Source organism: Pseudoalteromonas sp. MEBiC 03485, assembly GCF_004195145.1.
In the GTDB taxonomy this organism is placed as follows: Bacteria; Pseudomonadota; Gammaproteobacteria; order Enterobacterales; family Alteromonadaceae; genus Pseudoalteromonas; species Pseudoalteromonas apostichopi.
On sequence record NZ_SGBT01000001.1, the window covers coordinates 1,303,386 to 1,315,225 of the forward strand.

Annotated in this window: 9 protein-coding genes and 1 tRNA gene; 9 read left to right on the plus strand and 1 reads right to left on the minus strand. The window is 42.2% G+C overall.

Features of this window, described 5'->3' with window-relative positions; all coding sequences use genetic code 11:
- The first annotated feature begins 39 nt into the window (after positions 1–39).
- The 8 genes from iscU (at position 40) to EVU92_RS06120 (ending at position 10,174) form a co-directional block, all read left to right on the plus strand.
- Positions 40–423 (plus strand): Fe-S cluster assembly scaffold IscU, encoded by a 384-nt coding sequence (gene iscU / locus EVU92_RS06085; RefSeq protein ID WP_054552501.1) that lies wholly within the window; start codon positions 40–42, stop codon positions 421–423.
- Positions 424–434: 11 nt separating this feature from the next.
- The gene (gene iscA / locus EVU92_RS06090; protein ID WP_054552502.1) at positions 435–758 is read left to right on the plus strand and encodes an iron-sulfur cluster assembly protein IscA; all 324 of its coding nucleotides are present in this window, start codon (positions 435–437) and stop codon (positions 756–758) included.
- A gap of 78 nt (positions 759–836) precedes the next feature.
- Complete coding sequence (gene hscB / locus EVU92_RS06095; RefSeq protein ID WP_130050442.1) at positions 837–1,364, plus strand: co-chaperone HscB; 528 nt, start codon at positions 837–839, stop codon at positions 1,362–1,364.
- A 47-nt stretch (positions 1,365–1,411) separates the two neighbouring features.
- Complete coding sequence (gene hscA, locus EVU92_RS06100) at positions 1,412–3,274, plus strand: Fe-S protein assembly chaperone HscA (RefSeq protein ID WP_130050443.1); 1,863 nt, start codon at positions 1,412–1,414, stop codon at positions 3,272–3,274.
- Positions 3,275–3,285: 11 nt separating this feature from the next.
- A complete protein-coding gene (fdx, locus tag EVU92_RS06105; RefSeq protein WP_130050444.1) occupies positions 3,286–3,624 on the plus strand; it encodes an ISC system 2Fe-2S type ferredoxin in 339 nt (112 codons plus the stop codon).
- A 111-nt stretch (positions 3,625–3,735) separates the two neighbouring features.
- Positions 3,736–5,163: an NAD-dependent succinate-semialdehyde dehydrogenase gene (locus EVU92_RS06110; RefSeq protein WP_130050445.1), complete on the plus strand. Its 1,428-nt coding sequence runs from the start codon at positions 3,736–3,738 to the stop codon at positions 5,161–5,163.
- 530 nt (positions 5,164–5,693) lie between these two features.
- Positions 5,694–8,342: a family 20 glycosylhydrolase gene (locus EVU92_RS06115; protein WP_130050446.1), complete on the plus strand. Its 2,649-nt coding sequence runs from the start codon at positions 5,694–5,696 to the stop codon at positions 8,340–8,342.
- A gap of 548 nt (positions 8,343–8,890) precedes the next feature.
- A complete protein-coding gene (locus EVU92_RS06120; RefSeq protein ID WP_130050447.1) occupies positions 8,891–10,174 on the plus strand; it encodes a sugar MFS transporter in 1,284 nt (427 codons plus the stop codon).
- A 480-nt stretch (positions 10,175–10,654) separates the two neighbouring features.
- Here EVU92_RS06120 and EVU92_RS06125 read toward each other — a convergent pair.
- Positions 10,655–10,730: transfer RNA gene (locus tag EVU92_RS06125), tRNA-His, on the minus strand.
- Positions 10,731–11,009: 279 nt separating this feature from the next.
- Here EVU92_RS06125 and EVU92_RS06130 point away from each other — a divergent pair.
- Entirely contained in the window at positions 11,010–11,828 is an 819-nt protein-coding gene (locus EVU92_RS06130) for a mechanosensitive ion channel domain-containing protein (protein WP_054563554.1), read from the plus strand.
- The last annotated feature ends 12 nt before the right edge of the window (positions 11,829–11,840 follow it).

Sequence of the window (11,840 nt, forward strand, 5' to 3'; positions counted from 1 at the left end):
CAGTGATTGCCGCCGCTAGCAGGTAGTGAGGATAGTATTATGGCTTATAGTGATAAAGTAATCGATCATGTTGAAAATCCACGTAACGTGGGTGCTTTAGACAAAAATGATCCGTCTGTTGCAACAGGCATGGTGGGTGCACCAGCATGTGGTGACGTAATGAAATTGCAAATCAAAGTATCACCAGAAGGTGTAATTGAAGATGCAAAATTCAAAACATATGGTTGTGGTAGCGCAATCGCTTCTTCTTCACTTGTAACTGAGTGGGTAAAAGGCAAAACATTAGATGAAGCTGCAACAATCAAAAACACTGATATCAGTGCTGAGCTTGAATTACCACCAGTGAAAATTCACTGTTCAATTTTAGCAGAAGACGCGATTCAAGCAGCAATTGCTGACTACAAAAGCAAACAAGCGAAGTAAGAGATAAATTCATGGCAGTGACATTGACAGATGCGGCAGCAAACCGCGTAGAATCATTTTTAGCAAATCGCGGCAAAGGCATTGGCCTACGCGTTGGCATTAAAACGACGGGCTGTTCAGGTCTTGCTTATGTTCTTGAATTTGTTGATGAGTTAGCTGACGGCGACGAAATTTTTGAAAGCCGTGGCGTGAAAGTTATCGTTGATGCCAAAAGCTTAGTTTACATTGATGGTACTGAGCTTGATTACACCAAAGAAGGTTTGAATGAAGGGTTTAAATTTAACAACCCGAACCAAGCCGATGAGTGTGGTTGCGGCGAAAGCTTCACCGTTTAAGCTTAACAAACTTTCTTTGCTTGAAGCCCTGCCTATGTAGGGCTTTGTTATTTCCTGTTTACCGAGTTGGATTATGTAATGCGTTACTTTGAGTTATTTGCAATTCCAGTAGATTACAACATTGATTTAGCGACTATTAATAAAAACTACCTCGAGCTGCAACGCGCAGTTCATCCAGATCGCCACGCAAGCTCCAGTAGCCGCGATAAACTACTCGCTGTGCAAAATGCAGCTGAAATCAATGATGCATTACAAACTTTAAAACACCCGGTAAAACGTGCTGAATACATGCTAAGTGAACTAGGTGTTGATATTCGCGCCGAGCAACAAACATTGCAAGATCCGTTATTCTTAATGCAGCAAATGGAACTGCGCGAAGAATTAGAAGAACTTGAAAATGCCGCAGATCCTGATGCAGCAATTGCCCAGTTTGAAGCGCAAATTAAACAACTCGATAAACAATACAGCAGCGAATTAGCCGCTCAGTTGGCAAGTAACGACGAGCAACAATGGCAAGCTGCCGCTGACAATATTCGTAAATTGAAGTTTGTTTATAAGTTACGCGATGAACTAGAGCGTATTGAAGACAGTTTATTTGATGATTAATCGTTAGTTGTTTTAAAGCAGCTATTTAAGAGTTTAAAAAGAGCATTATGGCATTATTGCAAATTGCTGAGCCGGGGCAGAGCGCGGCACCACATGAGCACAAATTAGCAGTCGGTATAGACCTTGGTACGACTAACTCGTTAGTTGCAACAGTGCAAAGCGGCGAAGCTCGCACACTGACTGATTTAGCGGGCAATGCGATGCTTCCATCGGTTGTGCAATACCAAACTGATAGCATTATTGTAGGTGAACGAGCAGCGGCTGCTGCTACTCAAGACCCTGCAAACACATTAATCTCGGTGAAACGTTTCTTAGGTAAAACGCAGGCTGAAATCGAAAAAAGCTATGGTCAACTGCCTTATGAATTTTGTGAGCATGATGGCTCATTAGCAATCAGCACAGTTGCGGGTGCAATTAGTCCTGTCACTGCATCGAGTGAAATTCTAAAAGCATTAAAACTGCGTGCAGAAGACAGCTTTGCAGGCCAAGATATTCTAGGTGCGGTAATTACTGTACCAGCGTATTTTGATGATGCGCAGCGACAAAGCACAAAAGATGCTGCAGAGCTTGCCGGTATTAAGGTTTTACGTTTATTAAACGAGCCAACGGCTGCGGCTGTTGCTTACGGCCTTGATTCGGGTCAAGAAGGTATTATCGCTGTATACGATTTAGGTGGCGGTACCTTCGATATTTCTATTTTACGTTTACACCAAGGTGTATTCGAAGTGCTTGCCACTGGCGGTGACTCGAGCCTTGGTGGTGACGATTTTGACTCGCTATTAGTTGATTACTTTAAAACACAAACTGGTGTGAGTGAGCTTTCTGCATCGGTATTACGTTTATTCATCAACAAAGCCAAAGCATGTAAAGAAGCATTAAGCCAATACCAAACTGTTAATGTCGGTTTAGAGTTTGATGGTCAAAGCCACAAAGTTGAAGTTACCCGCGAAACCTTTGATGAGCTCGCTCTTAGCCTTGTGAAGAAAACACTCCGTTCTTGTCGCCGTGCCGTAAAAGATGCCGGTATCGAGAACGAAGAAGTACTACAAGTTGTAATGGTTGGCGGCTCGACTCGTATGCCAATTGTACGCTCTCAAGTTGCTGCATTTTTTGATAAAGAGCCACTGACTTCTATTGACCCAGATCGCGTGGTTGCACTTGGTGCGGCACTTCAAGCAGATGTACTGGTTGGCAATAAGCCTGACTCAGACATGCTGCTATTAGATGTATTACCACTGTCACTAGGTCTTGAGACTATGGGTGGCTTGGTTGAGAAAATCATTCCACGTAACACCACGATTCCTGTTGCACGTGCCCAAGAGTTCACCACTTTCAAAGATGGTCAAACAGCTATGTCACTGCATGTATTACAAGGTGAGCGTGAGCTAGTTGATGATTGTCGTTCATTGGCTAAATTTAGCTTAAAGGGTATTCCGGCAATGGCTGCAGGTGCTGCGCATATTCGCGTAACCTTTAAAGTTGATGCTGATGGCTTATTAAGTGTATCGGCAATGGAAAAATCAACTGGTGTACAAGCTGAAATTCAGGTGAAACCATCATTTGGTTTATCGGACGACCAAGTTGCAAACATGCTTAAAGAATCAATGACTAACGCTAAAGACGATATGCAAGCGCGTATGCTTAAAGAGCAACAAGTTGAAGCGTTACGTGTTGTTGAAGCGCTTGAAGCATCACTCGCAACCGACAGTGCATTACTTGATGAACAAGAATTAGGTGCGTTAAAAGCAGAAATTGCTAAACTTGTTGCCGTACGCGAAAGCGCAACAACACCTGCAGAAATTAAAGCAGCGATTGAAGCTGTAGACAATGCAAGTAGCGAATTTGCTGCTCGCAGAATGGATGCATCAATCAAAAAAGCGCTGCAAGGGCAGTCAGTAGACGAAGTTTAACGAGGTAAGGTATGCCACAAATTATTTTTCTTCCACACGAAGAGTTATGCCCAGAAGGCGCTGCAATTGAAGCTCCTGCAGGTGAAACAGTATTAGATGTTGCGCTAAAAAATGGTATTAGCATTCCACATGCGTGTGAAAAATCATGCGCGTGTACAACATGCCACTTAATCATCCGTGAAGGTTTTGACTCTCTAGATGAAAGTGATGAGTTAGAAGACGACATGCTTGATAAAGCATGGGGTCTTGAGCCAGAGTCACGCCTTGGTTGCCAAGCAGTGATTAAAGATGAAGATTTAGTGGTTGAAATTCCAAAGTATAATCTCAATATCGTTAATGAAGAGCATTAATTTTTAACGGCTTTGATTTCGTAAAAACCGCTGTAGTTGCTTGGTCTCTACAGCGGTTTTTTGTTTTTAGAGCTGATAGCTGATAGCTGACAGCTTTTACTTGGAGGTTCTATGTCTGATTTGGTTTTTTCTGATTCGTTTATCGACGGTGATTTTTACTCTACAAGCCAGCGTTTTAGTGTAGATAACCCTGCAACTGGACAAGCAATTACGCAGGTCTCTAATATTGATGAGGCTGGCGTTGAGCAAGCAATAAAAAGTGCTGACGAGGCATTTAGCAAACTAAAGCAAACAACTGCAACCGAACGTAGTGAAACGCTGCGCCGATGGTATGAGTTGGTTATTGAGCACAAGCAACAGCTTGCTGAGTTAATGACTAAAGAGCAAGGTAAGCCTTTAAAAGAAGCCTTGGGCGAAGTGGAATACGGTGCAGGCTTTATTAAATGGTTTAGTGAAGAAGCTAAGCGTAGTTACGGCGATAATATCCCTGCCACCGACAGCCAACATCGTTTATCAACCATAAAACAACCAATTGGTGTGGTTGCTGGGATCACACCTTGGAATTTTCCGATCGCGATGATCACACGTAAAGTGGCACCAGCATATGCGGCAGGTTGTAGTTTTGTGATTAAACCTTCTGAGCATACACCATTGTGCGCCATTGCCTTGGCATACCTTGCTGATAAGGCTGGATTTGTGAAAGGGGCGTTGAATGTTGTGGTCTCTGAAAATGCAAAAATGGTTGGCGAAATCATGACAGAATCTGAGCGAGTGCGTAAGTTTACCTTCACGGGGTCAACTGGTGTAGGTAAGCAGTTACTTTCGCAATGTGCCTCAACTATTAAGCAAACTTCGATGGAGCTTGGTGGTAATGCGCCGTTTATTATTTTCGAAAATGCTGACTTAGATGAAGCTGTTGCTGGCCTCATGGGTGCAAAATTTAGAAACGCCGGCCAAACCTGTGTAGCTGCTAACCGAATTTTTGTGCAACGTTCAGTACTTGAAACGGTGCTTGAAAAACTTGCAGACAAAGTGGCAGAGTTAAAAGTTGGCAATGGCCTTGATGAAGGGGTGGATATTGGCCCACTAATTTATCCTAAGGCTAAAGAGAAAGTACAAACTCTCTTAGATGATGCAGTTAATAAAGGCGCGTCATTGATCGGCGATAACAGCGAACTTGAAGGCAGCTTTCAAGCACCGCTGATTTTAACGGATGTGACACCAGAGATGGATATCTATCATGATGAAGTATTTGGTCCAGTGGTAAGCATTATCGCTTTTGATGATGAAGAAGAAGTGTTGAAGTTAGCAAATGATGTGCCTTATGGTTTAGCTGCATATTTTTATAGTGAAAATATCAAACAAGTTTATCGCGTAAGTGAAGCACTCGAGTACGGCATGATTGGTATTAACGAAGGTTTAATCTCAAATCCAGTAGCGCCATTTGGCGGTGTTAAACAGTCAGGCTTAGGCAGAGAAGGCGGCCATCAAGGGTTAGATGAGTACCTAGAAGAGAAGTATCTTTGTATTAAGGTTTGAGCGATAAGTGCGCGCGAAATAAATTTCACGCCTACAATACCTCGCACCTCGTAGGAACGGCTTTAGCCGTGAATAGGTCAAATCTATTCGGCGTTAAAACGCCTCCTACCATGTAGGCGTCACGTTTGCTTGGCGCATTTTATATTCAATACCATGACGGTAAATCCGAAGATATCGCGCGAAATAAATTTCACGCCTACAATACCTCGCACCTCGTAGGAACGGCTTTAGCCGTGAATAGGTCAAATCTATTCGGCGTTAAAACGCCTCCTACTTTGTAGGCGTCACGCTTGCTTGGCGCGTCTTATATTCAACACTCTTTCGATGGACTAACGCCTTACCAACAAACAACACAATTCGGCTTCAAACTTACAGTTTGGGGCTTAAAGCTTCTAACTCCTCACCTATATTTTTCATAAAATGATAGCGCTGTCATTTTAGTTTTTATATGATAGGAACGAATTATTAACAAAAATGACAAATAGTACGCAGAAATACCGTACACTCAGGGCTTAAACGAGGAGAATGTAATGGGCTTTAAAAGGTCAGTATTCGCGGTAATGCTAGCAACTGCGCCTGTGATGGCAAATGCAGCGTTGACCCAATCGCAAGTTAATCACTTTGCTAAAGATACCGAGTTATTATTTTCGGTTGAAGATAACTTTCGTAATAAAGATGCGGGCTTTTTAGGGAAAATTACCCTCAATAATCGTTCTGATGTGCCATTACCTGCGGGTGAAAGCGACTGGCAACTTTATATTCACTCAGTGCGTAAAATTTCGACAGAGCATGTTGCTGGCCTTAATATCGAGCACGTTAATGGCGATTTACATCGCATTGTACCAACCAGTTCATTTAAAGGTTTAGCGGCTGGCGAGAGCTTAGAGCTGCCGTTTGATGCACAAGTGTGGATTGTCGCTTACAGTGACTTTATGCCACGTGCGTTTTTTGTTTCAGGTAAGAACAAACCCGCGGTATTCGCAAATACCGACACTGAAGACTTTAAACAGTTTGTTACGCCATTTACCCGCGAAAATCAGTTACGTCGTTACAATGAGCCAAAAGATTTATCGGTTTTAGCAACAGCTAAGATCCGCTATGAACGTAATAGTGCTGATAAGTTTTCGGTCAGTAAAGACGATGCTTTAAAGCGTATTATTCCTAAACCACGTAAAGTCGATTTTAACCGTGGCAGCGCGACGCTAAACAATAATTGGCAAATCAGTTATCAAGGTCAGCTTAAACACGAAGTTATGGTGTTTATGCAAGACTTACAAGATGACTATGGCATTAGCCTTAAAGCACAACCTGACCATATTAATGTAGGCAAAGACAAAGTTATTCGCCTGAAAGTTGACCCTAAGCTCAATAATGCAAAAGCAGAAAGCTATACCCTTGAGATTGATGATGAAGTAATCACAATCGTGGGTAGTGATAACGCAGGTGTATTTTATGCGATGCAAAGTTTATTGAACCTGATCCCTGCAAACAGCCAAGGTAGTGCGAGTTTACCGCAGTTAGAGTTAGAAGATTCACCGCGCTATGGCTGGCGTGGCATGCATTATGATAACGGTCGTAACTATCATGGCAAAGAAGCCATGTTCAAGCTTGTTGAGCAAATGGCACGCTACAAAATGAATAAGCTGCATTGGCACTTTTCAGAAGATGAAGGTTGGCGACTTGAGATCCCTGGTTTACCTGAGCTCACTGACGTTGGCGGTTATCGCTGTTTTGATTTAGAAGAGCGCGAGTGCTTATTAACTCAGCTTGGTACTGGGCCATTTAAATCTGGCTCAGGTAATGGCTATCTGAAACGTGAAGAGTTTGTCGAGTTACTAAAGTTTGCCAAAGATCGCCATATTCAAATTATTCCTGAAGTTGAAGGCCCGGGCCATGCGCGTGCCTCAATCAAAGCGATGGAAGCACGCTATCACAACATGCTAGAGCAAGCTGAAAAAGCCGCTAAAAATAATATTAAAACTCGTTCAGCGAACAAAGAAGTTCAGCACATCGATATGGGACCAGCAACACAATACTTGCTAACCGATCCTAAAGATACCTCTGTGTACATGACGGTACAAAACTACAAAGATAACTCAATGAATGTGTGTATGGACTCGACCTACGCATTTTTAGATAAAGTGACCTATGAGCTTCAGCAGATGTATCGCGAAGCAGGTGTTCAGTTAAAGAACCTGCACATTGGTGGTGACGAAGTAGGTGCTGGTTCGTGGATTGGCTCACCAATCTGTCAGGCGCTATTTGCAGATCCTAACAATGGTGTGTCTGGCCCCGCTGATTTAAAGCCTTACTTTACCCAGCGTGTTGCAACCTTACTTGAAAAGCGCGGTATTTCTCCGGGTATTTGGGAAGACGGCATCATGTATGACCGCGAAAATTCGTTTAAACGTGATGAGTTCCCTAATAAAACTTTTACCGTTAATACCTGGGATAATATTTGGGAGTGGGGTGTTGCAGATAGAGCATACCGCCTAGCCAATGCAGGTTACCAAGTGGTGCTATCACATGGTACGCACTTGTATTTTGACCACCCATATGAAGCAAGCCCAGAAGAACGAGGTTATTACTGGGCAACCCGTTACACAGATACTAAAAAAGCGTTTAATTATATGCCAGATGACGTGTATGCAAATGCTGATTACACGCGCACCCGTGAGCCAATCGTTAATTTAGAAGCTTTGGTTGGTCGTCCATTACCTAAACTTGAAAAGCCTGAGAACATTTTAGGTATGCAAGGTCAGGTATGGTCAGAAACGATTCGCACTGAAGATCAAGTATTAGCAATGATCTTCCCGCGTATTCTGTCAGTAGCAGAGCGCGCATGGCATAAAGCCGATTGGGAAGGTGAAAGTGTAGATACTAAAAAACAAGCAAAAGATTGGGCTGAATTCTCAAGTGCAGTAGGCTTAAAAGAGCTTGATAAATTAGCTAAAGACGGCATCAACCTGCATTTACCAATACCGGGTGGTGTGATTGAAAATGGTAAGTTATATGCCAACAGTGCATTTGCTTATTTGAGCATTGAATACAGCTTAGATAACGGCCAAAGCTGGCAAACTTACGCTGAACCAGTCAAAGTTGATAGCAATGCAAAAGTTACGTTACGCACTCGCTTAAACGCACAGCAAGCCAGCCGCGCCACAGTTGTAGGTGAGTAATATCTTTGTTTTTGCGATAAATAAACATGACGCCTGCAGTAAACCGCAGGCGTCATTTTTTGTTTTAAACCACTTATATTCACAAAGAGGATAAGAGACGCTACGCTTAAGAGAAAGTAATGTTTTGGTTTCCTCATTCTTTTCTCATTCATTACTCTTTGTGCAAAAAATTATTGAACCACAGAGTACACGGAGGCGCTGCGCGCTTCACAGAGAAAGCCAAATGATTACAAAGAGGGTAAGAGAGCGCTACAAAAAGCATTATTAGTACTTCCTCATTCTTTTCTCATTTACTTCTCTTTGTGAATAAATCTTCGCGCGAAATAAATTTCACGCCTACGGTATTGACTATCACTTCAGTTACGTATCCGCACATTCGGCTCAAAACTGACAGCTGAAAGCTGACCGCTCCTAGAAACCACTTAAAAGAAATATGTCAGCGCTGTCATTTTTGTTGCAGTAGTGTTATAAATATTTAATATACCTTTTATATAATCATCTAAATGAGCAGCGCTATAGAATTGAACTGTGCTGTTACGGGAAATGTTATGTCTGAAATGAATAAACAAAGCAGTGTTGTGCCTATGGCAATTGTTGCCACGCTGTTTTTTATATTGGGTTTTGCTACGTGGTTAAATGGCTCATTGATGCCGTTTCTACAGCAAGTTTTACAGCTGTCACCTTTTCAGGCATCGCTGATTATTTTCTCATTTTATATTGCAGTGACCTTTACTGCCCTACCTTCAGCAATGATCATCAGAAAGGTCGGCTATAAAAATGGTATGGCACTGGGTATGGCAACTATGATGGTGGCAGGCTTGCTATTTATTCCTGCTGCAAAAACGCAGGTGTTTGCGCTATTTTTATTTGCGCAACTTGTTATGGGAGCTGGGCAGACATTGCTACAAACAGCAGTTAACCCGTATGTTGTAAGAATCGGCCCAGAAGAGTCAGCTGCAGCCAGAGTAAGTATTATGGGTATATTAAATAAAGGTGCTGGTGTTGTTGCGCCGATTGTATTTACCGCATTAATACTGAGTGATTTTAAAGGTTTTGTCGGTAAAGAACTTAGCCAAACTGATATTGATGCCATGGCTAATGGCTTAATATACCCCTATTTAGGAATGGCACTTTTTATTGGTATACTTGGTTTTGCAGTAACGAAAATGCCACTGCCAGAACTTATTGATGATGCTGATGAACAAAAACCAGGGCAAGTAAAAGAAGCACTAGCGCATCCAAGCCTTGCTTTAGGTATTGTAGCATTATTCGTCTATGTTGCTGTTGAAGTGATAGCAGGTGACACAATAGGCAGTTTTGCGTTGTCGTTAGGTGTTGAAAAATATAGCGTGATGACCTCGTACACCATGGGTTGTATGGTGTTAGGTTACTTTTTAGGGATTTTACTTATCCCACGAGTACTGTCGCAGCAAACAGCGCTGACTATCTCAGCAATATTGGGTTGTGTGTTAACGTTAGCGATAGTCACAGGTAGTAATGAATCTGTATTTATATCAACATTATTTGGCCTAAAATCGGTACTGCCTGATACCCTATTGCTCATTGCTGTGCTAGGCTTTGCTAATGCGATTGTTTGGCCAGCCGTTTGGCCGTTAGCACTATCTGGTTTAGGCAAACTTACAAGCGTAGGTTCTGGTCTGCTTGTTATGGGTATAGCCGGTGGCGCATTTGGCCCATTATTTTGGGGCCTTGCAAGTGGTGGTGTAAAAAGCGCTGAAGCGCAACAAATGGCTTACATTGTTATGTTGCCTTGTTATTTATTCATACTTTTCTATGCTGTGAAAGGCCACAAGATGAAAAGTTGGAAGTAATTATGAGCTTGAGGCTAGATGTAAAACCTAATGGCCTTGAGCTTTGAAAAGCATTTCTAGTAAATAGAAATAATCCCGTGTGTAATGCCACCGAAAGGTGGCATTTTTTTGTTTGGGATTTGAGAGATTAGGTTGTAGGCTTTCGCGCGAAATAAACTTCACACCTACAATATCTCGCATCTCGTGGGAAGGGCTTTAGCCGTGAATAGGTCAAATCTGTTCGGCGTGAAAACGCCTCCTACCATGTAGGCCTCACGCTTGCTTGGCGCGTCTTCCATTCAATACCCAGGCGGCAAAACAATACGGTTCCAACAAACAAAACAATCTAGCTTACAGCCAACCGCTTAAAGCTATTACCCACATACAATACAGTTCGGCTCAAAACTGACAGCTGACGGCTTTTTGAATTGAAAGCAGGTGTTAAAGATAGATCTTGGAACTTAAAATAGAAAAATATATGGATTTACTAAGGGAGAGAAGTGGGGCGACTGATGGGGCTTGAACCCACGACAACCGGAATCACAATCCGGGGCTCTACCAACTGAGCTACAGCCGCCACTGAGATACACCTCGTTTGGTGTGGCGCGCATATTACATAATTAAGTTTAGCTTGTGAACCCCTAAAATGAAAAAAGTCGAAAAAACTTACTTGTCTCAGAAAATTCAGAAATAACCCTTTGGTCAGCTGGCGTTCAGTTTTGCAGATTAGACTTGCGTTTTTTGTAATTGAGCAAATACTCATTTCTTAGTTTTGCGTGTAATTTAATGATTTTTTAACCAAAGATCATATATAATTTGCACAGCGTCATGCTACAAATGAACTTCAGGAGAGAACATGGATACAATAATGAACTGGATCAACGAGAATTCAGGTTTAATCATACATTACGCCGTTCAGGCGGTTCTAGCGCTAATCATTTTCTTCATCGGTGGTCGCATCGCTAAATTCTGCGAAGGCTTAACCGAAAAAGCATTTGATAAAAAGAAAGTCGATAAAGCTGTAGGTTCATTTGTTGCTAGCATTGTCTATGCAATTGTATTTGCTGCAACAATCTTAATGGCATTATCTCAACTTGGTATTGAGACAACATCGTTCATTGCTATTTTAGGTGCTGCAGGTCTAGCTGTAGGCTTAGCACTTCAAGGTTCACTTTCTAACTTTGCATCAGGCGTTTTAATCATCTTACTTCGCCCTTTCAAATCAGGTGACTATGTAGAAGCTGGTGGTAAAGCGGGTACAGTTAAGAAAATCGAAATTTTCTCTACAGAATTACGTACACCAGATAACAAAGTAATTATCATGCCTAACTCATCAATTATGGGCAGCCCAATTACTAACTTCTCTCGTGAATCAACTCGTCGTATCGATTTAGTTATCGGTGTTGGTTACGATGCAGATCTTAAAGAAGCGAAAGCAGTACTTAAATCAGTTTTAGATAAGGAAGAGCGCTTATTAAAAGACCCAGCATACACAGTAGCTGTATCTGAGCTTGCAGATTCAAGCGTAAACTTTGTCGTTCGCCCTTGGGTTAACTCAGCTGACTACTGGCCAACGTATTTCGACTTAATGGAAAACATTAAGATCGCATTAGATGATGCCAACATCACAATCCCATTCCCGCAAATGGATGTTCATTTGCACAAAGAAGACTAATAAGTCTAACGT

Excerpts from the sequence above, each read along its gene's own strand:
- hscB (WP_130050442.1), top strand. The coding sequence starts at position 837 with ATGCGTTACTTTGAGTTATTTGCAATTCCAGTAGATTACAACATTGAT.
- fdx (WP_130050444.1), top strand. The coding sequence starts at position 3,286 with ATGCCACAAATTATTTTTCTTCCACACGAAGAGTTATGCCCAGAAGGC.
- hscA (WP_130050443.1), top strand. The coding sequence starts at position 1,412 with ATGGCATTATTGCAAATTGCTGAGCCGGGGCAGAGCGCGGCACCACAT.
- EVU92_RS06110 (WP_130050445.1), top strand. The coding sequence starts at position 3,736 with ATGTCTGATTTGGTTTTTTCTGATTCGTTTATCGACGGTGATTTTTAC.
- EVU92_RS06115 (WP_130050446.1), top strand. The coding sequence starts at position 5,694 with ATGGGCTTTAAAAGGTCAGTATTCGCGGTAATGCTAGCAACTGCGCCT.
- iscA (WP_054552502.1), top strand. The coding sequence starts at position 435 with ATGGCAGTGACATTGACAGATGCGGCAGCAAACCGCGTAGAATCATTT.
- EVU92_RS06120 (WP_130050447.1), top strand. The coding sequence starts at position 8,891 with ATGTCTGAAATGAATAAACAAAGCAGTGTTGTGCCTATGGCAATTGTT.
- iscU (WP_054552501.1), top strand. The coding sequence starts at position 40 with ATGGCTTATAGTGATAAAGTAATCGATCATGTTGAAAATCCACGTAAC.
- EVU92_RS06130 (WP_054563554.1), top strand. The coding sequence starts at position 11,010 with ATGGATACAATAATGAACTGGATCAACGAGAATTCAGGTTTAATCATA.